Source organism: Pseudomonas sp. CFBP 13602 (assembly GCF_014842725.1).
GTDB classification, from domain to species: Bacteria; Pseudomonadota; Gammaproteobacteria; order Pseudomonadales; family Pseudomonadaceae; genus Aquipseudomonas; species Aquipseudomonas baltica.
This window is the reverse complement of sequence record NZ_JACYVT010000006.1, coordinates 100,186-126,211: the sequence shown is the minus strand read 5'-3', so window position 1 is coordinate 126,211 and position 26,026 is coordinate 100,186. Positions and strand designations below refer to the sequence as shown.

24 protein-coding genes and 2 tRNA genes are annotated in these 26,026 nt (G+C 62.1%); 15 read left to right on the top strand and 11 right to left on the bottom strand.

All coding sequences use genetic code 11. The features are described from left to right. Positions 1–190: 190 nt before the first annotated feature. Both IFU31_RS13950 and IFU31_RS13945 read left to right on the top strand, forming a co-directional pair. Positions 191–1,051 carry a DHH family phosphoesterase gene (locus tag IFU31_RS13950; protein ID WP_192103309.1) on the top strand — a complete coding sequence of 287 codons (861 nt, stop codon included), beginning with the start codon at positions 191–193 and terminating at the stop codon, positions 1,049–1,051. A gap of 50 nt (positions 1,052–1,101) precedes the next feature. Next, on the top strand, positions 1,102–1,344 hold the full coding sequence (locus IFU31_RS13945) for a hypothetical protein (RefSeq protein WP_122477434.1): 243 nt from the start codon (positions 1,102–1,104) through the stop codon (positions 1,342–1,344). A gap of 16 nt (positions 1,345–1,360) precedes the next feature. Here the strand turns inward: IFU31_RS13945 and IFU31_RS13940 are convergent, their stop codons facing one another. Next, positions 1,361–2,581, bottom strand: coding sequence for a GGDEF domain-containing protein (locus IFU31_RS13940; RefSeq protein ID WP_192103308.1), 1,221 nt, complete (start codon positions 2,579–2,581; stop codon positions 1,361–1,363). 281 nt (positions 2,582–2,862) lie between these two features. On the opposite strand from IFU31_RS13940, the gene IFU31_RS13935 reads away from it, so the two are divergent. Genes IFU31_RS13935 through IFU31_RS13925 form a run of 3 tightly spaced genes read left to right on the top strand, consistent with a single transcriptional unit; the run spans position 2,863 to position 6,846 of the window. Beyond that, positions 2,863–3,378, top strand: coding sequence for a sigma-70 family RNA polymerase sigma factor (locus IFU31_RS13935; protein WP_122477431.1), 516 nt, complete (start codon positions 2,863–2,865; stop codon positions 3,376–3,378). After that, a complete protein-coding gene (locus tag IFU31_RS13930) occupies positions 3,375–4,331 on the top strand; it encodes a FecR domain-containing protein (RefSeq protein WP_192103306.1) in 957 nt (318 codons plus the stop codon). Before IFU31_RS13935 ends, IFU31_RS13930 begins: the two co-directional genes overlap by 4 nt. Before the next feature lie 49 nt (positions 4,332–4,380). Then, the gene (locus IFU31_RS13925; RefSeq protein ID WP_446731037.1) at positions 4,381–6,846 is read left to right on the top strand and encodes a TonB-dependent siderophore receptor; all 2,466 of its coding nucleotides are present in this window, start codon (positions 4,381–4,383) and stop codon (positions 6,844–6,846) included. A gap of 45 nt (positions 6,847–6,891) precedes the next feature. On the opposite strand, the gene IFU31_RS13920 is transcribed toward IFU31_RS13925, so the two are convergent. From IFU31_RS13920 to IFU31_RS13885, 8 genes are all read right to left on the bottom strand, one after another. Next, on the bottom strand, positions 6,892–7,074 hold the full coding sequence (locus tag IFU31_RS13920) for a hypothetical protein (protein WP_122477426.1): 183 nt from the start codon (positions 7,072–7,074) through the stop codon (positions 6,892–6,894). An 83-nt stretch (positions 7,075–7,157) separates the two neighbouring features. Beyond that, positions 7,158–7,997, bottom strand: a complete 840-nt coding sequence (locus IFU31_RS13915; RefSeq protein WP_264381358.1) for an undecaprenyl-diphosphate phosphatase — start codon at positions 7,995–7,997, stop codon at positions 7,158–7,160. A gap of 307 nt (positions 7,998–8,304) precedes the next feature. After that, a tRNA-Cys gene (locus IFU31_RS13910) sits at positions 8,305–8,378 on the bottom strand. 38 nt (positions 8,379–8,416) lie between these two features. Continuing rightward, a tRNA-Gly gene (locus tag IFU31_RS13905) sits at positions 8,417–8,492 on the bottom strand. A gap of 67 nt (positions 8,493–8,559) precedes the next feature. Continuing rightward, positions 8,560–9,120 (bottom strand): CDP-diacylglycerol--glycerol-3-phosphate 3-phosphatidyltransferase, encoded by a 561-nt coding sequence (gene pgsA / locus IFU31_RS13900; protein WP_122477422.1) that lies wholly within the window; start codon positions 9,118–9,120, stop codon positions 8,560–8,562. Between the two features lie 32 nt (positions 9,121–9,152). Next, entirely contained in the window at positions 9,153–10,976 is a 1,824-nt protein-coding gene (uvrC, locus tag IFU31_RS13895; RefSeq protein ID WP_122477420.1) for an excinuclease ABC subunit UvrC, read from the bottom strand. Between the two features lie 2 nt (positions 10,977–10,978). Next, positions 10,979–11,623 (bottom strand): response regulator transcription factor GacA, encoded by a 645-nt coding sequence (gene gacA, locus IFU31_RS13890; RefSeq protein WP_122477418.1) that lies wholly within the window; start codon positions 11,621–11,623, stop codon positions 10,979–10,981. 112 nt (positions 11,624–11,735) lie between these two features. Continuing rightward, entirely contained in the window at positions 11,736–12,119 is a 384-nt protein-coding gene (locus tag IFU31_RS13885) for a helix-turn-helix domain-containing protein (protein ID WP_192055541.1), read from the bottom strand. A gap of 81 nt (positions 12,120–12,200) precedes the next feature. Between IFU31_RS13885 and IFU31_RS13880 the strand changes: the two genes are divergently transcribed. Further along, positions 12,201–12,422 (top strand): DNA-binding protein, encoded by a 222-nt coding sequence (locus tag IFU31_RS13880; protein WP_122477415.1) that lies wholly within the window; start codon positions 12,201–12,203, stop codon positions 12,420–12,422. Positions 12,423–12,432: 10 nt separating this feature from the next. Here IFU31_RS13880 and IFU31_RS13875 read toward each other — a convergent pair whose 3' ends face one another. Beyond that, a complete protein-coding gene (locus IFU31_RS13875) occupies positions 12,433–12,876 on the bottom strand; it encodes a GNAT family N-acetyltransferase (protein ID WP_192055543.1) in 444 nt (147 codons plus the stop codon). A gap of 337 nt (positions 12,877–13,213) precedes the next feature. Here IFU31_RS13875 and IFU31_RS13870 point away from each other — a divergent pair, with 337 nt between their 5' ends. From IFU31_RS13870 to rarD, 5 genes are all read left to right on the top strand, one after another. Further along, positions 13,214–13,363 carry a hypothetical protein gene (locus IFU31_RS13870; protein WP_185793061.1) on the top strand — a complete coding sequence of 50 codons (150 nt, stop codon included), beginning with the start codon at positions 13,214–13,216 and terminating at the stop codon, positions 13,361–13,363. 50 nt (positions 13,364–13,413) lie between these two features. Next, positions 13,414–14,529, top strand: coding sequence for a 3-deoxy-7-phosphoheptulonate synthase (locus tag IFU31_RS13865; RefSeq protein ID WP_192103302.1), 1,116 nt, complete (start codon positions 13,414–13,416; stop codon positions 14,527–14,529). Positions 14,530–14,631: 102 nt separating this feature from the next. After that, the gene (locus IFU31_RS13860) at positions 14,632–14,784 is read left to right on the top strand and encodes a hypothetical protein (RefSeq protein ID WP_163007546.1); all 153 of its coding nucleotides are present in this window, start codon (positions 14,632–14,634) and stop codon (positions 14,782–14,784) included. An 87-nt stretch (positions 14,785–14,871) separates the two neighbouring features. Beyond that, complete coding sequence (locus IFU31_RS13855; RefSeq protein ID WP_192103301.1) at positions 14,872–16,407, top strand: EAL domain-containing protein; 1,536 nt, start codon at positions 14,872–14,874, stop codon at positions 16,405–16,407. A gap of 76 nt (positions 16,408–16,483) precedes the next feature. After that, positions 16,484–17,368, top strand: a complete 885-nt coding sequence (gene rarD / locus IFU31_RS13850; RefSeq protein ID WP_122478238.1) for an EamA family transporter RarD — start codon at positions 16,484–16,486, stop codon at positions 17,366–17,368. A 15-nt stretch (positions 17,369–17,383) separates the two neighbouring features. Here rarD and IFU31_RS13845 read toward each other — a convergent pair whose 3' ends face one another. After that, positions 17,384–18,940, bottom strand: coding sequence for a TerC family protein (locus IFU31_RS13845; protein ID WP_122477408.1), 1,557 nt, complete (start codon positions 18,938–18,940; stop codon positions 17,384–17,386). Between the two features lie 371 nt (positions 18,941–19,311). Between IFU31_RS13845 and mexE the strand changes: the two genes are divergently transcribed. The 4 genes from mexE (at position 19,312) to IFU31_RS13825 (ending at position 25,858) form a co-directional block, all read left to right on the top strand. Continuing rightward, positions 19,312–20,541, top strand: a complete 1,230-nt coding sequence (mexE, locus tag IFU31_RS13840) for a multidrug efflux RND transporter periplasmic adaptor subunit MexE (protein WP_122478236.1) — start codon at positions 19,312–19,314, stop codon at positions 20,539–20,541. A gap of 12 nt (positions 20,542–20,553) precedes the next feature. Further along, a complete protein-coding gene (locus IFU31_RS13835; RefSeq protein WP_122477407.1) occupies positions 20,554–23,733 on the top strand; it encodes an efflux RND transporter permease subunit in 3,180 nt (1,059 codons plus the stop codon). After that, entirely contained in the window at positions 23,730–25,142 is a 1,413-nt protein-coding gene (locus tag IFU31_RS13830) for an efflux transporter outer membrane subunit (protein ID WP_122477405.1), read from the top strand. The genes IFU31_RS13835 and IFU31_RS13830 overlap by 4 nt, the downstream gene beginning before the upstream one ends. A 146-nt stretch (positions 25,143–25,288) precedes the next feature. Next, the gene (locus IFU31_RS13825) at positions 25,289–25,858 is read left to right on the top strand and encodes a GNAT family N-acetyltransferase (protein WP_192103299.1); all 570 of its coding nucleotides are present in this window, start codon (positions 25,289–25,291) and stop codon (positions 25,856–25,858) included. Positions 25,859–26,026 lie beyond the last annotated feature (168 nt).

The window sequence follows — 26,026 nt, the reverse complement described above, 5'->3', positions numbered from 1 at the left end:
TTCCACGATAAAGTGCCTGTGTGAAATGCACTGCTTGAAATGACAATGACTGCCGGGGCCGGCGAAATACTTCGCTGTGGCGATGGACGGTCGCCGGACATTGAACGGTTCGGCGCTGGCAGTCACGCGCAGGGCCCCGCAATCGCTTAGAATGCCCGCCTGCAATACCCGTCGATTTCCGGAGCCTTACATGATCGCAGCCCCTACAACCACGGTTTGCATCTACCACGGAAACTGTGCCGACGGCTTCGGCGCAGCCTGGGTAGTGCGCAAGGCGCTCGGGCCCGATGTCGAATTTCATGCCGCAGGACACGGCCAGCCGCCACCCGATGTCACCGGCAGGCATGTGTTCATCGTCGACTTCGCCTACGATTACCAGACGCTCATGGCGATGGCCGCCCAAGCCCTTTCGATCCTCGTGCTCGATCACCACAAGACCGCCCAGGCCGACCTGCTCCAGGTGCCGCCGGCCGCAGCCTTTGGTGAACAGGCAGAAGGCGGCAACGTGCACGCCCTGTTTGACATGAGCCGCTCGGGTGCCGGCCTGGCCTGGGACTACTTCTTCGCCGGCCAGCCGCGCCCTGCCCTGATCGATCACATCGAGGACCGCGACCTGTGGCGGTTCAACCTGCCGGGCACGCGCGAAGTGCTGTCCAATCTGTTCAGTTATCCGCAGGAGTTTGCCGTGTGGGATGCGCTGATGGCTGCGCCCGTCGAGACGCTGTTGGCGGACGGCATTGCGATCGAACGGCAGCGACAGAAAACCGTGGCCGATCTGCTGCGCGCCACCGCGCGGCGAATGTCGATCGGCGGTCACGACGTGCCGGTGGCCAACATACCCTCATTGTTCGCCAGCGATGCCGGCAACATCATGACCCAGGGCGAGCCGTTTGCCGCGTGCTACTCGGATGGCCCCAAGGGTCGCTCGTTTTCGTTGCGCAGCACCGATGAAGGCATGGACGTGTCGGAAGTCGCCAAACAGTTCGGCGGTGGCGGTCATCGCAATGCGTCGGGCTTCCGCGTACCGTACGGCCACGAATTGACGCGCTGAGCACAGGTGGAATGACCACCGACCACCCCTATTTTGCTGGAGAGCGTCACATGCCGCAGGAACGACTGGATCTACTGAAACTGCCCAAGGACGTACGAGGCTCGGTCAATGGCCTGGTCCGCGCGTTGAATGCCGCCAGCACCAAAGCGGATGTAGAGCGCGAAGGCGCGCTTGAAATTGCCCTGATCCTGGGACTCGAACAGTCGCGCAAACTCAAGCCGGCCGATATCGAGGCGCTGTACATGATTTTCGACGACGCCAAGGAGGCACGCCTGCAGGCGTTGCAGAAGTGACCGTTCAGGTTGCCGTTCAAGCCGCCGCGCTGCCTTCGAAAGGAGCCTGCCGCAGGCAGTTGCGCCCGGCGTTCTTGGCGGCGTACAGGGCCTTGTCGGCAGCACCTATCAGGTTGTGCGCCGTGACGTAGGGCGCGATGCCCATCGCTATTCCCACGCTGATGGTCACGCGTGCCCCGGCGCCCAGAGCGGGATGGGCAAGCCCCAGGTCCGCGACCGCCGTGCACAGGTCCTGCCCCAACTGCCTGGCCTGCTGGCTATCGGCCCCCACCAGCAACACCAGCATCTCCTCGCCACCGAAACGGAACGGCATGGCATTGGATTGCCGGGCCAACTCCTTGATGGTTGCACTGACCTGCTTGAGACAGCTGTCCCCTTGCAGGTGGCCATAGCTGTCGTTGTAGAGCTTGAAGTGATCGATGTCGATGAGGATCGCCGTCACGCAGGTCGCTTCAGTCCCTGCTGCCTGCCACAGCTGGGCGGTGACATCGCCCTGGTGCCGACGGTTGAACAGTTGAGTCAGTGGGTCGGTGCGGGCCATTTCGGTCAGTTGCACTTCCAGCAGGCGCCCGCGCAAGGCAAACAGATAGCTGAGTCGGCTCGCACGCTCGAGGAAATACGAAGCCATCAGCAACAGCACCACTGTTGAGCCGTACAAGAAGGCATTGGCGCGCCACGTCACCGGGTCCATGAATCCCGCGATGTGAGTGGTCAGCAACTGGATGCCGAGCATGCTGGCCATGGCAGCCACCGCGAAGCGAAACGGTAACTGTTGAATCATCGTGCAATACACCATCAGCAACAGCATGCCTAACTGATAGTGCAGGCGATAGGGACTGTCGCTGTAGATCATCACCACCAGCGGCATCAACGAGGACAATACCGTGGCCAGCGCCGACACCGTCTCCAGCGCTCGACGTGAGGTCAGGCGTTGGGCCAGCAGCAGGATGGCAATGATCATTGGGGTGATCAGCAGCAGGCGCCCTACAGCCACATAGGCGAACACATCTTCGAGGGCCAACCAGTCGCTGATCAGGAACAGGTTGTAGATCACTGCACCGCAGATACCGGTGGACGTCAGGAACTGCAGGCGCTGGCGCTGGGTATCGGCCTCGTAGCGACGCTCCAGTTCACGGTCGAACGTCAGACCACCCACGCCGCTTGCGATGGCCTCTTCGACCAGTGCCATGGTGTGCGGTTCGGGGGAATGAGCCGGTTGAGCTTGAACGGCTTGCATGGGGCACCGGAAAATATGATTCAGAATTTTACTAGACTGCCCCATGATATCTTAGTGCCATTATTGTGGGGCATTAGTTTGGCGCCAATGGAATGAACGGTCGTCGGGTTGCACCAGCGGTCGGGCGCGTGCGGTCTTTCACTGCGTCCGCTGTTCTGGTCAGGGATCAGTTTTCCTGGATCTGCCGGCGAAGAGCCGAAGATTCAAATCGCAGGTTTCAAACTGCGGGTCGTCAGATGATAATGCGAGACTTTATCATCTGATGCTCCGCGAGATCCTGCATGCACCTTTCGCACACCGGCCCAGGCTTGGAAAGACTCTATCAGGATCACCATTCTTGGCTCCGGGCGTGGTTGTATGGCCGATTGCGCAATACCGCCGACGCCGCCGACCTGGCGCAGGATACCTTTGTGCGCTTGCTGCAGCGTCGTACCGTGCAAACCATGGAGCAGCCGCGTGCCTACCTGCGAACGGTGGCCCGGGGTCTGGTCATCGACCTGTGGCGGCGTCGGGATATCGAAAGGGCCTGGCTGGAAACGCTGGCGGAACTGCCCTGCGAACAGGCCCCCTCTCCTGAAACGGGACTTCTGGTGATCGAGGCGCTGGTGGCCATCGACTGCCTGCTGGACAGCCTGCGCCCCATCGTGCGCCGGGCTTTCCTGCTCGCCCAGCTCGAAGGATTGAAGTGTCCCGCCATCGCCAGGGAGCTTGGGGTATCCGTGCCAAGCGTTGAGCGTTACCTCGCCCAGGCACTGCGCGCTTGCTACACCGCAACCTTCGCGCAGGAAACGCAGTGAGCACGCCATGTACCCTGGTGTCGCCGCAGATACTCGATGCGGCCATCGACTGGTCGCTCAAGATCAGCTTCAACACAGCCGACGCGGCGACCCACGACGCCTTCCAGCACTGGCTGGCGGCCGATGCCCGGCATGCCCTGGCCTGGCAACGCCTGCAAGGCTTGAATGAGCCCTTTGCGCGGCTGCCCGCCAGTGCCGCGATGAGCGCCCTGAACCGACTACCCACCGGACGCCTGCAGCGGCGGCAACTGCTTAAGCTGCTGGTGCTGGGTTCAGGCACCGCCGCGATTGGCTGTGGCACCCAACGGTACGCGCCCTGGCAACGCCTGCTCGCCGACTACAGCACCCGCACGGGGGAATTCCGTCGCTGGACACTTCCCAGTGGCACCTTGCTCGAACTCAACACCGACAGCGCGGTGAAAGCCGACCTCGAAGGCGTGCAACGCGTCACCCTGTTGCGCGGCGAGATGGGTGTGACAACAGCCGGCAGTGGTTTGCCCCTGCAGCTGACAACGCCGCACTGCCGGGTGGATGCGCTTCATGCACGCTTCGAAGCCAGGCTGTTCGGGGACCACACGTGCCTGACAATCGCCGAGGGCACCGTCAAGCTGGAGGCGAGTGCCGGGCACGCAGCGCTCGAGATGCACCCAGGAGAGCAGTGGCTCGTCAGTCACTCAGCGCTGCGGCGCACACCCGGGCCTGCCCCCGACCACGGTGCTTGGCGCAACGGCATGCTGATCGTTCGAAACCTGCCATTGGCACAGGTGCTCGGCGAGCTGTCACGCTACCGGGCCGGTTACCTGAACTGGGAACAACGCATTGCCACGCTGCCTGTCAGCGGTAACTTCAGTACCTTGCACCCCGATCAGTCGGTGGCGCTGATCGCCCGCGCCCATGGCCTGCACGTACGAGCGATTACTCGCTATTGGTCCCGCGTCGGCTCGGCTGCGTGAAAAAACGTGGTGCAGTGATGGGATTTCGAGTCTGGGACGGCATAGCTCAGTGAATGCCTCACTCAATCCGTTCGAGATCCTCAAAGTGACCCAGCGCCCCTCGCCTCGCCTCCACCCTCACCTGTTAGGTCGAACCGTCTTCCCTGCCGTGATCTGCTGGAGCCTTGCCGGTATCGCCGCCTCTGCGGTGCAGGCAGCCGACCTGCAACAGATCGATATCCAGCCGGGCAGCCTGGACAGCGCCCTGACCGAGCTCAGCCGCAGCACCGGTGTGACCATCGTGTTCGATCCGCAACTGCTGGACAGCAAGCGCAGCCCAGGATTGCACGGTCGATTCAGTACCGACCAGGCCTTGGATGAGCTGCTGGGCGCCAGCGGAATCGGCGCCGTGAAACAGGGCGATGGTTTCGTCCTGATTGCCCTGACGACCGCCGGTGTCGGGCTCGACCTGGCGCCAACCCAGATCACCGGCAACCAACTGGGCAATATCACCGAAGGCACCGGCTCCTACACACCCGGCCTGATCGCCACGGCCACCCGGCTGGTACTGAGCCCCAGGCAGACACCGCAGTCGGTCACCGTCGTCACCCGTCAGCACATGGATGACTTCGCGCTGGACAATGTCGACGACGTGATGCGGCACACCCCAGGCATTACCGTCTCGGCCTATGACAGTGATCGCTCCAACTACTACGCTCGCGGTTTCTCGATCAACAACTTTCAGTACGATGGCATTCCATCTGCGGTACGCAATGTCGGCTATTCGGCCGGTAACTCGCTCAGCGACATGGCGGTCTACGACCGCATCGAAGTGCTCAAGGGGTCACCCGGCCTGCTGGTGGGTGCAGGCTCGCTGGGTGCCACGATCAATTTGATCCGCAAGAAGCCCACCACCGATTTCCAGGGGCATCTGAGCCTGGGCGCGGGCTCGTGGGACAACTACCGCAGCGAAGTCGACGTCAGCGGATCGCTGACGCCGACCGGCAACGTACGCGGGCGTGCCGTGGCGGCCTATCAGGACAAGAATTCCTTCATGGACCGCTACGGCAGCCAGGCCGAGGTGTACTACGGCATTCTCGAGTTCGATCTTTCCCCGGATACCTTGCTGACCGTGGGCGGCGACTACCAGAACAATGACCCGCGCGGCTCGACCTGGTCTGGCAGTTTTCCTTTGCTCAACGCCGCCGGCGAGCGCAACGACGTCAAGCGCTCCTTCAGCAATGCCGCCGACTGGAGCAGCTGGAAGCAATACACGCGCACGGTATTCGCGACGTTGGAGCACCAGTTCGGCGATGGTTGGGTAACCAAGTTGCAACTGGACCACAAGATCAACGGCTATGACGCACAACTGGGCTCGATCCAGGGCGATACCCCAGCCGTCGACGGCACGGCCCGGCTCAATGGCCAGCGCTACCGTGGCGAAACCAGCAGCGATTCAGCCGATGCCTATGTCAGCGGTCCTTTCCAGTTCCTGGGCCGCGAACACGAGGTGGTTCTGGGCGGTTCGATCAGCAAGTCGCATTGGCAAGGCAAGGGCTTCTGGGATGTGACCTATCCCAACGGCAACCAGCTCGACTTCTTCAACTGGCACGGCAACGTCGACAAACCGGCCTGGGGTACCGCGCAGCAGATTAGCGACGATGTCGTTCGGCAGACCGGCGTCTACCTGACCACGCGCTTGAACGCGACCGACGATCTGCATTTCATCCTCGGTGGGCGCCTGGTCAACTACACCGTGACAGGCAATAACGACACCTATCGTGAAAGCGGTCGGCTGATCCCCTATGCCGGCACGGTCTACGACCTGAACGAGCAGTTGTCGGTGTATGCCAGCTACACCGACATCTTCATTGCACAGGATTCCTACAACTTGGATCGAAACCGCAAGTTGCTCGAGCCCGACGAAGGCGAGAACTACGAAGTAGGGATCAAGGGCGAATTTTTCGAAGGCCGGCTGAATGCCAGCCTGGCCTACTTTGAAGTCAAGGAAAGCAATCGGTCAGTGCCCGATGACGACTACAACAACCTTACGCCCACGCCTTCCAACTACGCGTTCAAGGGTACCGATGCGCAAACCAAGGGCTTTGAACTCGAAGTCTCCGGGGAGCTGGCGCAAGGCTGGCAAATGCAGGCCGGCTTTACCCACAAAGTGGTACGCGACGACAGCGGCGTGAAAATCTCGACGTTCGAGCCGGAAAACCAGTTCACCTTGTTCACTACCTACAATCTGCCCGGTACGCTCGACCAGTGGACAGTGGGCGGCGGTGGACGCTGGCAGAGCAAGGCGTGGCAAGAGATCTGGAATTCGCCACGCGATACCTACGAAACCTTCGCCCAGAAGCAATACTGGGTGGTGGACCTCATGGCCAAGTACCAGATCACCCCGACGTTATCGACCACGGTCAACCTCAACAACCTGTTCGACAAGTACTACTACACCAACATCGGCTTCTATAACTCGGCCGTCTATGGCGAGCCCAGGAACGTGATGATCACCACCCGATGGGACTTCTGACGACAGCCCACGCCGTTCTGACTGCACGGGCTGTCCGATGAACTGTCAGGCAGCTCGACGCCTACGCATGGCGCCTGTGATCAGCATGACGATGCCGGGCACGAGCAGCCCGATTGCTGTCCATCCGAACGCTTCCTGACCCGATGCGCCAAGCGCGGCAAAGACGCAACCGACTGCAAGCAAAGGGACAGCGGCGATGTAGAAAGGCTTGTTGGCATTCTTGCCCATAACGGATCCTCCTGATTTATTTCCATTGAACCACATAGCTTTGCCAGCTTGAAGCGAGGGCGCATCCTGCGCGTCGCAACAAGTCACACAGCGCTGAGCGCGCCCATGCTCAGAAGCCCGATGACGCCCAGGCCAAGCGCGATGCGGTAGTACACGAATGGCATGTAGCTCTTGGTCGAAACCAGCTTGAGGAAGACCACGATCACCCCGTAGCCGACGACGAACGCAATGATCGTTGCCAGCAATGTTGGGCCGCCGGAGAAAGTGCTGGATTCACCCCAACTGCGGTACAGCTGGTAGAAGCCCGAAGCGATCACCGCCGGCACCGCCAGCAGGAATGAATAACGCGCTGCAGCCTCACGTGTGTAGCCCATTATCAGCCCGGCGGTGATGGTGCCGCCTGAGCGTGATACGCCCGGAATCAGGGCCAGCGCCTGGGCAAAGCCGAAAACCAGGCCATGGGTCCAGGTCAGTTGATCGAGCTTGCGCTCCTTGCGCCCCATCTTGTCCGCTGCGGCCAAGATCAGCGCGAACACGATGAGCATGGTTGCCGTGAGGTAAAGATTGCGCAGGCTTCCTTCGATATAGTCCTTGAACAGCAGTCCAAGGATCGAGATCGGCAAGGTGCCGATGATGATCAGCCAGCCCATTCTGGCGTCCGGATGGCTGCGGTAAGAGGCGTCAGCCAGCGACTTGATCCAAGCCATGGCAATGCGCAGGATGTCCTTGCGAAAGTACAGCAGCACTGCTGCTTCGGTGCCCAGCTGGGTGATGGCGGTAAACGCAGCGCCTGGGTCGCCGCCAGAGGGTAACAATGGTCCGATAATGCGCAAATGCGCGCTGGAGGATACCGGCAAGAATTCGGTCAGTCCCTGGACCAACCCCAGAATAATGGCTTCCAGCCAGATACTTAATTCACTCACGCCTCAGCAGCTCCCCATTAGTTTTATCAGTCGGGCTGCCGTAAATGGCAACACACAGTGTACGTCGGGAGTAACTGACCGCTGGATCGGATAAAGATTCTTGAGCGCCAGCAATGATTTGAATTCGATGCTTGAGGCTATGTCTCAGCGGCGCGAAATCGCCAAGAAGATCTACCGACGAGTCAACGCAATCGCGGAGCTGTCGAAGAATGGTTCTGGAACACATCCCCAGAAGTTCTGGAACACATGCCTTTTCGACCGCCCAAAGAAAAACCCCGCAGACGTTAATCTGCGGGGTTCTCGATGATGGAGGCCGAGGTCGGAATCGAACCGGCGTAGGCGGATTTGCAATCCGCAGCATAACCACTTTGCTACTCGGCCCCAAACGTGAAGCAAGAAACTGCTGCACGCAAACAAACTGGAGCGGGAAACGAGACTCGAACTCGCGACCCCGACCTTGGCAAGGTCGTGCTCTACCAACTGAGCTATTCCCGCATCGTGTTGACGGGCGCCATTCTATCTAATCGGCGACACCCGTCAAGCCCTTGATTCAAAAATAGTTTTATTTCTTCTCGGCTGTGATGCGCAAGTGCGGCCAGGCGGCGCGCAGGTATTGCAGCATGGACCACAAGGTCAGTGCGGCGGCGACCAGCAAAAGGGCGTAGCCCAGGATGACCCAGAAGGTGGCCGCCTTGGGGTTGGCCAGCAGGATGACCAAAGCCAGCATCTGCGCGGCGGTCTTCCATTTGCCCATGTTGGACACTGCGACCTGGGCACGTGCGCCGATCTCGGCCATCCATTCGCGCAGCGCGGAGACGACGATTTCGCGACCGATGATGATCGCCGCCGGCAGGGTCAGCCAGAAGTTGGCATGTTCCTGCACCAGCAGCACCAGGGCCACCGCCACCATGAGCTTGTCGGCCACCGGATCGAGGAACGCACCGAATGGTGTGCTCTGCTCCCAACGGCGGGCCAGGTAGCCGTCCAGCCAGTCGGTTGCCGCCGCTATAGCGAACACGGTGCTGGCTGCCATGTAGCTCCAATGGTAGGGCAGATAGAACAGCAATATGAAGAACGGTATCAGCAGGACGCGCAGTACGGTAAGCAAGTTAGGGATATTCATCGGCACAACTGGCTGCAAGGTGAGATGGCATTCTACTCGCTGTGCAGGTTTGCATAAATCGACTCTGCCAGCTTTTTACTGATTCCCGGTGCCTTGGCGATTTCCTCGACACTGGCGCGGGCGATTTCCTGCAGCCCGCCGAAATGCTTGAGCAACTCGCGGCGACGCTTGGGGCCCACGCCTGCAACCCCTTCCAGGGTCGAGGTGCGACGTGTCTTGCCACGTCGCGCGCGGTGACCGGTAATCGCAAAACGGTGGGCTTCGTCACGAATCTGCTGGATCAGGTGCAGCGCCGGCGAGTCGCCCTTGAGGGTGAATTCGTGGGCTACATCGTTAAGGTACAGCGTTTCGAAGCCGGCCTTGCGGGTCGTGCCCTTGGCCACGCCGAGCAGGATGAGGTCGGGGATGGCCAGTTCGTTCAGCACTTCACGGGCCATGTTCAACTGGCCCTTGCCGCCGTCCACCAGCAGCACGTCGGGCAGCTTGCCCTCGCCTGCCTTGATCTTGCTGAAGCGGCGCATCAGGGCCTGGTGCATGGCCGCATAGTCATCGCCTGCGGTGACGCCTTCGATGTTGTAGCGGCGGTAATCCGACTTGATCGGCCCTTCGGGCCCGAACACCACGCACGACGCCACGGTGGCTTCGCCGCTGGAGTGACTGATGTCGTAGCATTCCAGCCGCTGCGGTGGCTCGTCCAGGTTCAGCACCTCGGCCAGCGCGTCGAACCGCGCGGCCACGTGCTGGCGATTGGCGAGCCGTGCACCCAGCGCCTGCTCGGCGTTGGTCACGGCCAGCTGCTGCCAGCGTGCGCGGGTGCCGCGCACGCGATGGCTGAGGCTCAATTCACGGCCACGCAAAGTATCGAGGGCATCGAGCAACGCTTCGTGGTCTTCGGGAATGACGTTGACGATCAACTCGCTCGGCAAGTCGCGCTCGGAGCTGCCCAGGTAGTATTGCGAGAGAAACGCCGACATGACTTCGGCGACTTCTTCTTCGATACCCACCTGCGGGAAGAAATTCTTGCTGCCCAGCACCCGGCCGCTGCGCACGGTGATCAGGTGTACGCACGCGCCGCCCGGGTTGACGAAGGCAGCGATGACGTCGACGTCGCCGCTGCCGCCTTCCATGCTCTGCTGGTCCTGGACGCGCCGCAGCAGGCCGATCTGGTCGCGCAGTTGCGCGGCCTCTTCGAACTGCAGGTCCATCGCCGCCTTCTCCATGCTGGCAGAAAGCTCGTTGGTCAACTGGTTGCTGCGCCCTTCCAGGAACATCACCGAATGGCGCACGTCCTCGGCATATTCAGGCGCCTCCACGAGCCTCACGCACGGCGCCTTGCAGCGCTTGATCTGGTGTTGCAGGCACGGGCGCGTGCGGTTTCTGAAGTAGCTGTCCTCGCACTGGCGAACGAAGAAGGTCTTCTGCAACAGGCTCAAGCTCTCGCGAATGGCGCCTGCGCTCGGATAGGGACCAAAGTAGCGACCCTTGGCCTTCTTGGCGCCGCGATGGATGCTCAGTCGCGGAAACTCGCCGTCGGAAAGAAACACGTACGGATAGGATTTGTCATCGCGCAGCAGGATGTTATAGGGCGGCCGCCACTCCTTGATCAGGGTCTGCTCGAGCAGCAACGCCTCGGTTTCGTTGGCCGTGATGGTGGTTTCGATCTGCTGGATCTTGCCCACCAGGGCAGCGGTCTTGGGCGCCTGGCCGGTTTTTCGAAAATAGCTCGCCAGGCGTTTCTTGAGGTTCTTGGCCTTGCCCACGTAAAGCAGGCGCATGGCGTCGTCGAACATCCGGTACACGCCCGGACGTCCGCTGCAGGTGGCAAGAAAGGCACTGGGATCGAATGCAGCAGTCATGGTCAAAGGTTGGTGTCTACCATGCCATGCCGCACCGCCAGCAGGGTCAATTCCACATCGCTGGTCACGGAGAGCTTCTCGAAGATCCGGTAGCGGTAGGTGTTGACCGTTTTTGGCGACAGGCACAGCTTGTCTGAGATGATCTGGACTTTCTGGCAGCCGACGATCATCAGGGCAATCTGGATTTCCCGTTCGGACAGCAGATCGAACGGCGAATTACTGGTCTGCGGCTGGAACGACTTGAGGGCCAATTGCTGGGCAATCTGCGGACTGATGTAACGCTGGCCGGCGAACACCAGGCGAATCGCCTGGACCATTTCGGCCAGCCCTGCCCCCTTGGTCAGGTAACCGGCGGCACCGGCTTGCAGCAGGCGCGTCGGAAATGGGTCTTCCTCGCAGACAGTGACGGCCACCACCTTTATGTCGGGATGGCTGCGCAGCAATTTGCGAGTCGCCTCGAGACCACCGATACCGGGCATCTTGACGTCCATCAGCACCACGTCCGGCTTGAGATCGCGAGCATACTGCAACGCCCCCTCGCCCGACTCTGCCTGTCCCACGACCTGCAGGTCGTCGATATCGGCCAGCATGCGGGTAATACCGGTACGGACCAGGTCGTGATCGTCGACTACTAGAACCCGAATCAAACGGACACCTCGTAATAGTGGTCTCGGGGAATGCTGCCACATTACCAAACATTGCCGCCTCGGACCTAGCTCAAAGCGTCATGAATATGGCGTGGGGCGTCGGTGCGGAAGATCAGTCCGGGGTATTTCTCGCCCGTGTTTTTTTCTGGACCGTACTGCGCGTTGAATAGTTCGCCGCCATCTCGGCCAGGCTGCTGGCCAGATTGCTCAAGACGGCTTGGCCGGAAGTAGGAAGCGTCCGATATGTCTCTAGGACTTTTTCTTCTCGGCCGCTGAGAGCCTGCTCGGCCAATGGCGTCCGGCGGCCCAGCACGACGTAGAGAACGTCGACGCCTATCGTCGAAACGGCAGCCAAGTAATCGGCCCGTGGTGATCTTTCGCCGTTTTCGTATTTGCCCTGCGCATTGGGTTCGACACCACCCACCTGGCCAAACTCTCGTTGCGTGAGCTCCAAACGCTCGCGCTCTTCCCTTAGTCGGGGACCGATTCCAGTCATTTGAATGTATAATCCTTTATCGAAACACCCGAAACGGTGCGAAATAAAACTACTTTGAACCCTCTAAAACGGACTTGAACTATGCATGGTATACGGACTGCCGCACAAGCCAGAGCCTGGCTCGATCAGCAAGGGAAATCGGTACAAGAGTTTGCGCGCGAGCACGGCGTGGACCCTGCCACCACCTATCAGGTGTTGGCAGGACGCAAGAAGGGGCGGCGTGGCGAGGCGCACCGGGTCGCCGTATTGCTGGGCATGAAACTGGGCACCATCAGCGCTGCACTGGAGAACGGCCAGCGCTGACCGCACATGGTCAACGGGCGGGGCTGGGCAGCACGTACTCCATGCGCAGGAAACTGTCCTGCTCCCCCACCACCTCGAAACCGTGGCGGCCATAGAGCCGCTGCGCGGGGTTGTCCTTGAACACCATCAGACGCACCCGCGGCAAGCGTTCACTACGTGCTTGCTGCATCACCTGCTCGAGCACCCAGTGGCCCACGCCCTGACCACGATGCACCGGCAACAGATGCACCTCGCGGATGAACAGTGCATGGGCATCCCTGGACAGACTGATGTAGCCCAGCGGCACGGCGTCGCGACAGATCAATCGGTTGTCGCGCCAATGCCAGGCCTGATCGAAACCCTCGTCCAGCCACAACAGATCGTGACGGCCGTAGTAAGGCAGCATCGCTCGCCGAGTAAGGTCTCGGGCGAAACGCAGATCCTGATCGACAGCCGCCCGCAGGTACAAAGTCATTGCATCCTCCCCACGTCAAGAATGAGCTTGAATCCTTCGCCATGGCTGAAGTAAGCTCCAGCCATCCACCGGAGACTATCAATGTCGCACAACACCTTCAGCCCTGCATCCTTGCCTGCGACCTGCGCAGCGATGACGGCTGTCCGTGCACCGGCAAACGTTTATTTTGGGTATTGGTTTAGCCACTGGCGCGCCTGATACCCATATCGGCGCCCATTTCACAGGGGTCGCCGACAGAGAATTCTCAACCCCCAGTCGGCCTCCCGACTGGGGGTTTTTGCTTTTCAGGGCTTCATGTTTTTTTCGGCACTTTCGCCACGAAATCGAGGAACGCTTCATGAACAACTTCACTTATTACCGTTTCGACATCCGCAACCTCTGGCGATTTAGCAACCTCCGTTCGGGCCAGCCTGCCGCCTCCGACCGGTCGTTGATGGGTGGCATGACCCGCAGTCCAGACTCCCCGGCACTTTGTCGAACACCTTGACAGGGCAGCGCATGCGGGCAATCCCCCCGCCGCTGTCCAGGACCCAGACCATGAACAACAGCCTGACCACTCTGCACCACACCCCTGCTGTCCAGACTCGCACAGCCGCAGCTTCATCCGCGGCAAAAGACGCCGCCAACACGCCGGCAACTCACCGTCTGCCTACGCATTTCGCGCTCAAGCAGCAGCTGCTCCTCGCCGATCACCTGGGCACCCAGGTCCAAGCCCATCGCCAAGCCATCCGCGCCATTCTCGAAGGCCGTGACCCACGCCTGCTGGTCGTAGTGGGCCCCTGCTCCTTGCACGATCCGAAGTCCGCGCTGGAGTACGCACGCAACCTGAGCCAGTTGGCGCAGGAGTTAGAGGGCGAGATGCTGCTGGTGATGCGCGCCTACGTGGAGAAACCACGCACTACCGTGGGCTGGAAAGGCCTGGCATACGATCCTTACCTGGACGGCACCGACGACATGGCGGGCGGCCTGACCCTGTGCCGCGACCTGATGCGCGAAATGCTGCGCCTGGGCCTGCCACTGGCGAGCGAAGTGTTGCAACCCATGGCCTCAGGGTACTTCGACGACCTGTTGAGCTGGGTGGCGATCGGTGCACGCACCACGGAATCGCAGATCCACCGCGAACTGGCCAGCGGCCTGGGGATCCCGGTCGGCTTCAAGAATGGTACCGATGGCGGCGTTGCCGTCGCGTGTGATGCCATGCGCAGTGCGGCCCATGCCCATCGCCATTTCGGCATCGATCCGCAGGGGCACCCGGCCATGATCGACACCACTGGCAATCCCGACACTCACCTGGTGTTGCGCGGGGGGCACCGGGGGCCCAACCATGACCGGCAGAGCATTGCCCAGGTGCACAACGATCTGGCCAAAGCGGGTGTGAAGGCGCGCATCATGGTCGACTGCAGCCATGCCAACAGTGGCAAGGACCCATTGCGCCAGCCAGCGGTGTTCGACGACGTGCTGCAGCAGCGCCTGGACGGTGACCGGTCATTGGTGGCGGTCATGCTGGAAAGCCACCTGCAGGAAGGCAGCCAGCCGATCAGCGGGCACATGCGCTACGGCGTGTCGGTGACCGACGGTTGCCTGGGCTGGGCCGCCACCGAGCGACTGCTGCGCCGAGGTGCCGAGCGCCTGCGCGGCGCTGCCGAGGTTTGATTCCCCCACGCGCCCGTGCGCCGATCCGGATCCGGGTCGGCGCAGGCAACCAATTGGACAGGGTCGAGTCCAAGCTGCACGTTCTGAACATCGGAGATCATCATGAAACTCATCCCGTGCGCCGGTCTGGTGCTGTGTCTGGCACTGCTGCAAGGCTGCTTCGACAGCGCCGACAAGAGCACCACCAAAGGCAACAACGACGGCACTCCTTCCTCGGTACAGATGCAGAAGCCCGATCAGTCCAAGGATAAATAAGCCCCGGCGCCTGCCCCCGCAGGCGCTTTCATGAAATGATGGCGGCTTTCCCGCTCGCATCTCCTGCGCACAAGGACTGTCGCCAGTATGCCGCTGACACTTGCCGCCTCCAAACGCAAATTTTCACGCCTGCTGTTGCCCTGGCTGGCGGCCGCAATACCACTGGCCAGTGGTGCGGTCATGCTGACCTGGGAAGCCGGTCGTTCGCTGCATCTGGCAGCGGCGCGCACCAGCCAGTTGGCGGTCGAGCAATTCGAACTCATCCTCGATAACGTCGCGGCAGCGGCGGATGCCGTTGTGCCCCTGTCCGGACAACCCTGCGCGCAGGTACAACCGGCGCTGCTGGACCAGGTGACCCGGCGGCCCTTCGTGCGCTCGGTGAATCTGATCCAGGGCGACACTCTTTACTGCAGCTCCCTGTCGGGCGCAGTGAGCGAAAACGCGAATCCGCTCGATTACGTCGATGGGCAGCTGTGGCTGCTGCCCGGCAATTCGGTGACGCCCGACCGCGGCTTGTTGATCTACCGCGCCGTCCGTGGCCAGGCCAGCGCGCTCAGCACCGTCGACGGTTATCACCTGGCCAACGCCTTGCGCATGATGGGCTCGACCTACTCGATCACCCTGCACGTCGGGCGCAGCTGGATCGAAGCCAGCGGCGAGGTTCATCAGGGCGCGCCGCTGCCTGCCGCAGGCGGGCAAACTCGACTGCAGTCCGCGCGCTACCCGTTCAGCGTGGTCAGCGGCATCCCGCAAGGTGCGCGCTGGACGTTGATACGCGAGCAGTACGCCGGCATGTTCGGCCTGCTGTTGCTCATCTCGGCGGTGGTCGGCCTGCTCTGCCGGTGGGTGATGAGTCGTTCCGGCTCGCGCTATCAGGAGCTGCAGCGTGCATTGGACGCCGAGGAGTTCGTGCCCTTCTTCCAGCCGGTGGTGTTCAGCGAGGACGGCCGCTGGGCGGGCGCCGAAGTGCTCATGCGCTGGCAACATCCTCGCGAAGGCCTGGTCCGCCCCGACCTGTTCATTCCCTACGCCGAGGACTGCGGGCTGATCGTACCGATGACCCGGTTGCTGATGAAGCGCACCGCACAGCAACTGGGGAGCTGCCTGGATCAGCTGCCGCACGGCTTTCATGTCGGCATCAATATCACCGCCCAGCATTGCCTGGATTCAGCGTTGTTCGATGACTGCAAGGCGTTCCTCGACGCGTTTCCGAAAGACCGGATCGCCTTGACCCTGGAATTGACCGAACGCGAGCTGATCCAACCCTGCGCGCAGATTCATACGCTATTCGAACGGCTGCGCGGGTTGGGCGTGAGCATCGCCATCGACGACTTCGGCACCGGGCAGTCCAGCCTGAGCTACCTGCAGCAGTTCCAGGTCGACTTCCTCAAGATCGACCAGAGCTTCGTGGCCATGATCGGCGTCAATACGCTTTCGCGGCATGTGCTGGACAGCATCATCGAGCTGTCGGCCAAACTCGAACTGCAAGTGGTTGCCGAAGGCGTGGAAACCGACGAACAACGCGCTTACCTCGTCGCACGCCACGTGAAATATCTGCAGGGTTATCTGTTTGCCAAGCCAATGCCGCTGGCGGATTTCGCGCACGCCTTGCGCCGTCTCTGAAAGCAGTGGTTGTAGCTTGTCCGTCTGGCTGAGATCATTGTCGGCTCAGTCAGGTTTTTCGCGCTTCGAGGCTCCCGTGTCCAAAGGCATCATCACGTCCGTCACAGCGTCCATTCTGTTCGCCGTGATGTATTTCTATACTTCGCTGCTGGCCCCTCTGAGCGGCGAAGAGATGTTTGGCTGGCGCATGCTGCTGACCTTGCCATGCGTGACCCTGTTCATGTGGTTCAGTACGGATCTGCATCTGGTCGCCAGGGTGTGGCGCAACATTGCCCAGCGTCCGATGCTGCTGCTCGGCTCGATGGGCACCTCGGCGCTGATGGGTGTGCAGCTGTGGCTGTTCCTTTGGGCGCCGCTGCACGGGCGCAGCCTGGAAGTGTCGATGGGCTATTTCCTGCTGCCGCTGACCATGGTCCTGACCGGACGGCTGGTGTACGGCGAACAGCTCTCGCACCTGCAGAAGCTGGCGGTGCTCTGCGCCGCCTGCGGTGTAGGCCACGAGCTGTTCCAGCACGGCAGCTTCGCCTGGGAAACGTTGCTCGTGGCTGCCGGCTATCCGGTGTATTTCGTGTTGCGTCGCGCGTGCGGCAATGATCACCTGGGCGGTTTGTGGACGGACATGTGCCTGATGCTGCCGGCCGCGCTGCTGTTCATCGTGCAAGGCCAGCTGTCGCCGGCAGACATGGAGGCGCGACCGCTGCTGTACGCACTGATACCGATTCTTGGCGTCATCAGTGCATCGGCATTGATCTGCTACGTAATGGCCAGCCGCCTGCTGCCGTTCAGCCTGTTCGGGCTGCTCAGCTACGTCGAGCCGGTGCTGTTGGTGGGTGTGGCCTTGTTGCTGGGCGAGAGCATCGCGCCAGACCAGTGGCTGACCTACTTGCCGATCTGGCTGGCAGTGCTGGTGCTGATGTTCGAGGGCGCCAAGCATCTGGCGCGCTCGCGTCGCGCAGTGTGATTGCGCGCGGTTTCGCTACACCTGCAGGGCTTGCTTGCGCAGGAGGACTTGCTTGACCCGGCGCTCCTCCACCGTCAGCACGGTCAGGCTCCACTGTTCCCATTGCAGCGTGTCGCCTTGCTTGGGCAAACGATCGAGCAGGCTCATGACCATGCCCGCCAGGGTCTGATAGTCATTGGTGGGCGCCGCATCGAAGCCGATGCGCGTCTGCAGCTGCTTGAGGTCCAACGCTGCACTCACGCGATAGCCCTCCTCCTGCTCGACGATATCGGGGGCCTGCACTTCGCTGGCGTCGGGCAACTCGCCGGCAATCGACTCGAGAATGTCGGTCATGGTCAGAATGCCGATGAAGCCACCGAACTCGTTGACCACGAAGGCAATGTGCGTGGACTGCGCACGCATCTGCTCCAGGGCGTTGAGAATGCTGAAGGTTTCGAGCAGGTTGATCGGCTGGCGCGCCAGGCTGGCCAGATCCGGTGCGTCGCCCGCCAGCAGTTGCTTGAGCAACTCCTTCTTGTGCACGAAACCCAGAGGCTCGTCCACCTGGCCTTGTGCGATCAATGGCAGGCGTGAGTAGGACGACTGCATCAAGGTCTGCTCGGTGACTTCGCGCGACGCACCCAGGTCCAGGCAATCGACCTGGGCACGCACGGTCATGATGCTGCGGATGGGTTTTTCGGCCAGGTTCAACACCCCGCTGATCATCACCCGCTCACGCCGATCGAACAGCGCTTCGCTCTGCTCCTGGCCCACCAGGTCTTCGATCTCCTCGTCCATGGCTTCGCTGGCCGGACGACGACCGCCCAGCAGGCGCAGTACGGCGTGGGCGGTACGTTCGCGCATCGGCCGATCCTGATGCTTGTGCTTGCGCCGTGCGCGCGCGATCTGGTTGAACACCTCGATGAGGATCGAGAAACCGATCGCGGCGTAGAGATAACCCTTGGGGATGTGGAAGCCCAGACCTTCGGCGGTCAGGGCGAAGCCGATCATCATCAAGAAGCCCAGGCACAGCATGATCACGGTCGGGTGGCCGTTGACGAAGCGCGTCAACGGCTTGCTGGCGATGATCATCAGGCCGATGGAGAAGATCACCGCGATCATCATGATCGACAATTCGTCCACCATGCCCACGGCGGTGATCACCGCATCCAGGGAGAACACAGCGTCCAGCACGACGATCTGCGCGACGATTGGCCAGAACAGGGCGTAGGTCTTGACGCCAGCCCGCTGCGCGACATGGCCTTCGAGCCTTTCATGCAACTCCATGGTCGCCTTGAACAGCAGGAAGATACCGCCGAACAGCATGATCAGGTCGCGCCCGGAGAACGATTTGCCGAACACCTCGAACAGCGGCTCGGTCAGCGTCACCATCCAGGAAATGCTGGCCAGCAGGCCCAGGCGCATGATCAACGCCAGCGACAGGCCGATCACCCGCGCGCGGTCACGCTGATGCGGGGGCAGCTTGTCGGCGAGAATCGCGATGAATACCAGGTTGTCGATGCCCAGTACCAGTTCCAGGACGATCAGGGTCGCCAGGCCTAGCCAGGCCGTGGGGTCGGCTAGCCATTCCATGGAAGGGTACTCATCAGGCAGAAGGAGGATGTTGCATGAAGCGCGGGACTGGGAGGTTCCGTGACGGGATTCATAGAGGTCTTGAGTAGTTTCGGAGTCTGATCCTACCGCCCGGCGTACTGATTCCTACAGCGGGAAAGTATTTCAAGGCTTGTACGACTGTGCCTTGGGGCTCTGTCCTGCCGTCAGGTGCTGGCCTGGAGAAATCGTTAGCTAGCTTTGTATTTTTTCGGAAAATCAAGCACTTCCAGTGATGTTCATCATTCGCAATGATAGTTACCTTCGAACCATTCGATTCGTCGATTGTCCCGTCTGCGCCTCATGATCCGCCCATCGTTGATGCTCCCTTACTTCACTTGGCGGATCTGCACATGCACCAGTCACTCACTCCGTTGCGTTTTCCGTTGGCGGCCCTTGCGCTGATGGTCATCGCCGCTTGCGGAAAAACACCCGATGTCGCTCAGGCGCCTGCTGCACCCAAGGTTACCGTGGCCCAGGTGCTGGAACAGCCGGTCAATGAATGGGACGAGTTCACCGGGCGCCTGGAAGCACCGGAAACCGTCGAGATTCGCCCACGCGTGTCGGGCCAGATTGACCAGGTAGCCTTCACCGAGGGCGCCCTGGTGAACAAGGGCGACCTGCTGTTCCAGATTGATCCGCGGCCTTTCCAGGCCGAAGTGCGGCGCCTGGAAGCGCAACTTCAACAGGCCCGTGCCAGCTCCGCACGCAGCGACAACGAAGCGCAGCGTGGACAGCGCCTGCAGGCGAGCAACGCCATTTCCGCCGAGCTGGCCGAGACCCGTGCCACCGCGGCGCAAGAGTCGCGCGCCGCGCTCGCCGGCATTCAGGCACAGCTTGACCTGGCCCGGCTGAACCTGAGCTTCACCCGCGTCACGGCGCCGATTTCCGGGCGCGTCAGCCGTGCTGAAATAACCGCAGGCAACATCGTCAGCGCCGACGTGACGCCGCTGACCAGCGTGGTCTCTACCGACAAGGTGTATGCCTACTTCGATGCCGACGAGCGCGTGTACCTCAAGTACACCCAGCTCGCCCGCCAGGGCCAGCGCGGCCAGACCACCCCGGTGTACCTGGGGCTGTCCAACGAGGCCGGCAACCCGCACCTGGGGCACATGAATTTCGTCGACAACCAGGTCAATCCCAAGACCGGCACCATCCGCGGTCGCGCCGTGTTCGACAACAAGGACGGCAGCTTCACCCCCGGCCTGTACGCACGGCTGAAACTGGTGGGCAGCGCCACCTATTCGGCAGTGCTGATCAAGGACGAAGCGGTGGGCACCGACCTGGGCAAGAAGTTCGTGCTGGTGATGGACCAGGACAACAAGGCCGCCTACCGCAGCATCGAGCTGGGCCCCAAGCTGGAGGGCCTGCGCATCGTGCGCAGTGGCCTGAACAAGGATGAGCGCATCGTCATCAATGGCCTGCAGCGGGTTCGTCCCGGTTCCCAGGTCGATCCCGAAGTCGCCCAGATGGCCAGCCCTGCCACCCTCGCCGCCCTGGCCGAACAGCGCCATGCCCTGGAAGCCAGCAACACGCCCGCTGCTGCGGTCAAGGTTGCCAGCGTTTCGACTCCACGCGGTTAAGAGATCACTGCGATGAACTTCTCTCAATTCTTCATCAAGCGGCCGATCTTCGCCGCCGTGCTGTCGCTGATCATCCTGATCGCCGGCGCCATCTCGCTGTTCCAGCTGCCGATCAGCGAGTACCCCGAAGTGGTCCCGCCGACCGTGGTGGTGCGTGCCAGCTTCCCCGGCGCCAACCCCAAGGTCATCGGTGAAACCGTGGCCGCGCCGCTCGAGCAAGCCATCACCGGCGTGGAGAACATGCTGTACATGTCCTCGCAGTCTACCGCCGACGGCAAGCTGACCCTGACCCTGACCTTCGCGTTGGGCACCGACCTGGACAATGCCCAGGTGCAGGTGCAGAACCGAGTGACGCGCACCCAACCCAAGCTGCCCGAAGAAGTCACGCGGATCGGCATTACCGTGGACAAGGCCTCACCGGACTTGACCATGGTGGTCCACCTGACCTCCCCCGACCAGCGCTACGACATGCTCTACCTGTCCAACTACGCGACCTTGAACATCAAGGACGAACTGGCCAGGCTCAATGGCATTGGCGACGTGCAGTTGTTCGGCATGGGCGACTACTCGCTGCGGGTCTGGCTTGACCCGAACAAGACCGCTTCGCGCAACCTGACGGCCACCGACGTGGTCACCGCCATTCGCGAGCAGAACCGTCAGGTTGCCGCTGGCCAGCTGGGCGCGCCGCCTGCGCCCAACGCCACCAGTTTCCAGATGTCGGTCAACACCCAAGGCCGCCTGGTCACCGAGGAAGAATTCGAGAACATCGTCGTGCGCGCCGCCGACGACGGCGAAATCACCCGGCTCAAGGACATTGCCCGCGTGGAGCTGGGTTCCAGCCAATACGCGTTGCGCTCGCTGCTGAACAACCAACCGGCGGTGGCCCTGCCGATCTTCCAGCGCCCCGGTTCCAACGCCATCGACGTGTCCAATCAGGTTCGGGCGAAAATGGCCGAACTCAAGCAGTCGTTCCCTGAAGGCATGGACTACAGCATCGTCTACGACCCGACCATCTTCGTGCGCGGCTCGATCGAGGCGGTGGTGCACACCTTGTTCGAAGCGCTGATCCTGGTCGTGCTGGTGGTGATCCTGTTCCTGCAGACCTGGCGCGCCTCGATCATTCCGCTGGTGGCCGTGCCGGTGTCGCTGATCGGCACCTTCGCCGTCATGCACATGTTCGGCTTTTCGCTCAACGCGTTGTCGCTGTTTGGACTGGTGCTGGCCATCGGTATCGTCGTGGACGACGCCATCGTGGTGGTGGAGAACGTCGAGCGCAACATCGAGCTGGGGCTGGAACCGGTGGCCGCCACCGAGCGGGCCATGCGCGAAGTGACCGGGCCGATCATCGCCACTGCGCTGGTGCTGTGTGCGGTGTTCGTGCCGGCGGCGTTCATCTCCGGGCTCACCGGGCAGTTCTACAAGCAGTTCGCCCTGACCATCGCCATTTCCACGGTCATTTCGGCGTTCAACTCGCTGACCCTGTCGCCGGCGCTGGCGGCCGTGCTGCTAAGGGCACACGACGCACCCAAGGACCGCTTCTCCCGGCTGCTCGACAAACTGCTCGGCGGCTGGCTGTTCCGGCCGTTCAACCGCTTCTTCGAAAAGGCCAGCCATGGCTATGTCGGCACCGTGGCGCGGGTGATCCGCAGCAGCGGTATCGCCATGCTGGTGTATGCAGGGTTCATGGTGCTGACCTGGTTCGGTTTCGCCAACACCCCAACCGGTTTCGTGCCTTCCCAGGACAAGCAGTACCTGGTGGCGTTCGCGCAGTTGCCGGACGCCGCCAGCCTGGACCGCACCGAAGATGTGATCAAGCGCATGTCGGACATCGCCTTGAAGCAGCCAGGCGTAGAGAACGCCATCGCCTTCCCCGGCCTGTCGATCAACGGCTTCACCAACAGCCCGAACAACGGCATCGTGTTCGTCGCGCTCAAGGACTTCGATCAGCGCAAGGACGCCAGCCTGTCGGCCAATGCCATCGCCGCCGAGCTCAACGGCAAGTTCGCCGGTATCCAGGACGCCTACATGGCGATCTTCCCACCACCGCCGGTGATGGGCCTGGGCACCATCGGTGGTTTCCGCCTGCAGGTTCAGGATCGCGGCAACCTGGGCTATGACGAGTTGTACAAGCAGACCCAGAACATCATCGCCAAGAGCCGCAGCGTGCCGGAACTGGCCGGGCTGTTCACCAGCTACACAGTGAACGTGCCGCAGGTGGATGCCTCGATCGATCGGGAGAAGGCCAAGACCCATGGCGTGGCCATCAGCGATATCTTCGACACCCTGCAGGTGTACCTGGGCTCGCTGTACGCCAACGACTTCAACCGCTTCGGGCGCACCTATCAAGTCAACGTCCAGGCCGAGCAGCAGTTCCGCCTGGAGGCCGAGCAGATCGGCCAGCTCAAGGTGCGCAACGATCGCGGCGAGATGATCCCGCTGGCCACGTTCATCAAGGTCAGCGATACCGCAGGGCCTGATCGCGTGATGCACTACAACGGCTTCGTCACGGCGGAAATCAACGGCGCTGCTGCACCCGGCTACAGTTCGGGCCAGGCCCAGGCGGCGGTGGAGAAGCTGCTCAAGGACGAACTGCCCAACGGCATGGCCTACGAATGGACCGAGCTGACCTACCAGCAGATTCTGGCAGGCAACACCGCCCTGTTCGTGTTCCCGCTGTGCGTGCTGCTGGCCTTCCTGGTGCTGGCGGCGCAGTACGAAAGCTGGAGCCTGCCGCTGGCGGTGATCCTGATCGTGCCGATGACCCTGCTCTCGGCGATTGCCGGGGTGATGATCGCGGGCAGCGACAACAATATCTTCACCCAGATCGGCCTGATCGTGCTGGTCGGACTGGCGTGCAAGAACGCGATCCTGATCGTCGAATTCGCCAAGGACAAGCAGGAGGAAGGCCTCGACCCGCTGGCGGCCGTGCTGGAGGCATGCCGCTTGCGGCTACGGCCGATCCTGATGACCTCGTTCGCGTTCATCATGGGCGTGGTGCCGCTGGTGCTGTCGTCCGGCGCCGGTGCCGAGATGCGCCATGCCATGGGCGTGGCAGTGTTCTCCGGCATGCTGGGGGTGACTTTCTTCGGCCTGCTGCTGACCCCGGTGTTCTTCGTGCTGATCCGTCGCCATGTCGAGCGTCGCCAGGCCCGCAAGGCGGACCGCGCGCTCAAGCTTGAGGTACAACCATGAACCGCTTGAAACCCCTTCTGCCCAGCCTGCTGGTGATGGCCCTGGCCGCGTGCGCGGTGGGCCCTGACTACCGCGCGCCGCAGGCGTTGGATGCGACCGTGGCGGCTGCGCAAGATGCTCGTTACTACCGCGCCGAGCAGTTCGATGCGGTGTGGTGGCAGCAATTCGACGACCCGACGCTCAATCGGCTGGTCAACGAATCGCTGCAGGGCAACCGCGAGCTGCGCGTGGCCTTCGCCCGCCTCAAGGCATCTCGGGCGATCCGCGACGACGTGGCCAACGATCGCTTCCCGGTGGTGACCAGCCGCGCCAGCAGCGAGATCGGCAAGAGCCAGATACCTGGCCAGACCAACGACCGGGTCAATACCGAGCGCTACGACCTGGGCCTGGACATGGCCTGGGAAGTCGATTTGTTCGGGCGCATCCAGCGTCAGTTGGAAGTCAGTGACGCCCAGCAGGGTGAAGCCGCGGCCAACCTGCAGCAGTTGCAGGTCACGTTGATCGCGGACCTGGTGGATGCCTACGGACAACTGCGCGGCGCTCAGTTGCGCGAGAAGATCGCCCTGGCCAACCTGAAGAACCAGCAGGATTCGCGCGGCATCACCCGCAGCCTGGAGGAAGCCGGCGTCGGCAATCAACTGGACGTGGTGCGTGCCGATGCACGCCTGGCCGCGGTCGAAGCGACCGTGCCGCAGCTGCAGGCCGAGCAGGTGCGGGCACGCAACCGCATCGCCACCCTGCTCGGCCAGCGCCCCGATCAACTCAGCGTCGATCTGAGCCCGGCGCAGCTGCCGGCCATTGCCAAGGCGCTGCCGATCGGTGATCCGACCCAGTTGCTGCGCCGTCGTCCGGACATTCGCAGTGCCGAACGCCGACTGGCAGCCGCCACCGCACAGATCGGCGTGGCCACCGCCGATCTGTTCCCACGGGTCACCCTCACTGGTTTCCTTGGGTTCACCGCAGCGCGTGGTTCGCAGATCGGTTCGTCGGCAGCCAATGCCTGGGGCCTGGGGCCGAGCATCACCTGGGCGGCTTTCGATCTGGGCAGCGTGCGCGCGCAGATTCGCGCAGCCAACGCCGATGCAGAGGGCGCGCTGGCCAGCTACGAGCAGGATGTGTTGCTGGCGCTGGAGGAATCGGAAAACGCCTTCAGTGACTACGGCAAGCGCCAGCAGCGTCTGCAGGCCTTGATGCGCCAGAGCGATTCCAGCCGCGCCGCGGCGGCGCTGGCGTCGATCCAGTACCGCGAAGGCACGGCCGATTACCTGGTGCTGCTCGATGCCGAGCGCGAGCGCTTGAGCGCCGAAGACGCCCAGGCCCAGGGCGAAACCGAGCTGTATCGCGGCATCGTGGCGATCTACAAGGCACTGGGCGGTGGCTGGCAGCCGGACACGCTGGCACGCCGGTAGCCCGGGAACGGCCGCTGTCGCGCGGGAAAAACGACGACGGCCGATGGTAGGATAGGCGCCATCCAGGCACCTCGGGGGCCGCTGTCGGGCATGTCTGCCTGGCAGCGGCCTGCAGTGGGCCGACCCCGATCCGCAGCGAGCGCCCCATGATCAGCATCCGCCCCATGACCCCCTCCGATTTCGAACGTTTCTGGCCCACCTTCAATGCGGTGGTCCAGGGCCAGCAGACCTACGCCTACGATCCGGCCATGACCCGCGAGGCCGCCGAGCACACCTGGCTGCAACTGCCCCTGCATACCTTCGTTGCCGAGGATGAACAAGGCCAGCTGTTGGGCAGCTACTACCTCAAGGCCAATGCCGCAGGCCCCGGCAATCATGTGTGCAACTGCGGCTACATGGTCACCGAGGCGGCGCGCGGCCGTGGTGTGGCGCGAATGATGTGCGAGCACTCGCAGCAGGTGGCACGCGACAGTGGTTTCCTGGCCATGCAGTTCAACTCGGTGGTAGCCAGTAACGAAGTGGCAGTGGCCCTGTGGCACAAGCTGGGGTTCGAAACCGTCGGGCGCCTGCCGCGGGCTTATCGGCATGCGCAACAGGGGCTGGTGGATTGCCTGGTGATGTACAAGTGGCTGGCCGAGGAATCTGCGCCGCAGACCCGGTTGATCGGCCGCAAGAACATCGAGTCGGTGGTGTCGCGGCCGCGACGCACGCGCTGAACCGTTACCGGCATCACGGAAGTCGATGATGGCTATCGAAAAACGGAATTTTTCTTCAGGGCGTGGGATCAGCACTATAGGCCCCTGACCACCCCTAAGGATTTCGTACCGATGAATATCAACCTGACTCTGTGCTGCATGATCGTCGTTTCATTCGGTATCGCATTG

Excerpts from the sequence above, each read along its gene's own strand:
- IFU31_RS13860 (WP_163007546.1), top strand. The coding sequence starts at position 14,632 with ATGAAACTCATCCCGTGCGCCGGTCTGGTGCTGTGTCTGGCACTGCTG.
- mexE (WP_122478236.1), top strand. The coding sequence starts at position 19,312 with ATGCACCAGTCACTCACTCCGTTGCGTTTTCCGTTGGCGGCCCTTGCG.
- IFU31_RS13835 (WP_122477407.1), top strand. The coding sequence starts at position 20,554 with ATGAACTTCTCTCAATTCTTCATCAAGCGGCCGATCTTCGCCGCCGTG.
- IFU31_RS13920 (WP_122477426.1), bottom strand. The coding sequence starts at position 7,074 with ATGGGCAAGAATGCCAACAAGCCTTTCTACATCGCCGCTGTCCCTTTG.
- IFU31_RS13945 (WP_122477434.1), top strand. The coding sequence starts at position 1,102 with ATGCCGCAGGAACGACTGGATCTACTGAAACTGCCCAAGGACGTACGA.
- IFU31_RS13825 (WP_192103299.1), top strand. The coding sequence starts at position 25,289 with ATGATCAGCATCCGCCCCATGACCCCCTCCGATTTCGAACGTTTCTGG.
- IFU31_RS13870 (WP_185793061.1), top strand. The coding sequence starts at position 13,214 with ATGAACAACTTCACTTATTACCGTTTCGACATCCGCAACCTCTGGCGA.
- IFU31_RS13880 (WP_122477415.1), top strand. The coding sequence starts at position 12,201 with ATGCATGGTATACGGACTGCCGCACAAGCCAGAGCCTGGCTCGATCAG.
- uvrC (WP_122477420.1), bottom strand. The coding sequence starts at position 10,976 with ATGACTGCTGCATTCGATCCCAGTGCCTTTCTTGCCACCTGCAGCGGA.
- IFU31_RS13875 (WP_192055543.1), bottom strand. The coding sequence starts at position 12,876 with ATGACTTTGTACCTGCGGGCGGCTGTCGATCAGGATCTGCGTTTCGCC.
- IFU31_RS13865 (WP_192103302.1), top strand. The coding sequence starts at position 13,414 with ATGAACAACAGCCTGACCACTCTGCACCACACCCCTGCTGTCCAGACT.
- IFU31_RS13885 (WP_192055541.1), bottom strand. The coding sequence starts at position 12,119 with ATGACTGGAATCGGTCCCCGACTAAGGGAAGAGCGCGAGCGTTTGGAG.
- IFU31_RS13855 (WP_192103301.1), top strand. The coding sequence starts at position 14,872 with ATGCCGCTGACACTTGCCGCCTCCAAACGCAAATTTTCACGCCTGCTG.
- IFU31_RS13950 (WP_192103309.1), top strand. The coding sequence starts at position 191 with ATGATCGCAGCCCCTACAACCACGGTTTGCATCTACCACGGAAACTGT.
- IFU31_RS13935 (WP_122477431.1), top strand. The coding sequence starts at position 2,863 with ATGCACCTTTCGCACACCGGCCCAGGCTTGGAAAGACTCTATCAGGAT.
- IFU31_RS13845 (WP_122477408.1), bottom strand. The coding sequence starts at position 18,940 with ATGGAATGGCTAGCCGACCCCACGGCCTGGCTAGGCCTGGCGACCCTG.
- IFU31_RS13940 (WP_192103308.1), bottom strand. The coding sequence starts at position 2,581 with ATGCAAGCCGTTCAAGCTCAACCGGCTCATTCCCCCGAACCGCACACC.
- IFU31_RS13830 (WP_122477405.1), top strand. The coding sequence starts at position 23,730 with ATGAACCGCTTGAAACCCCTTCTGCCCAGCCTGCTGGTGATGGCCCTG.
- pgsA (WP_122477422.1), bottom strand. The coding sequence starts at position 9,120 with ATGAATATCCCTAACTTGCTTACCGTACTGCGCGTCCTGCTGATACCG.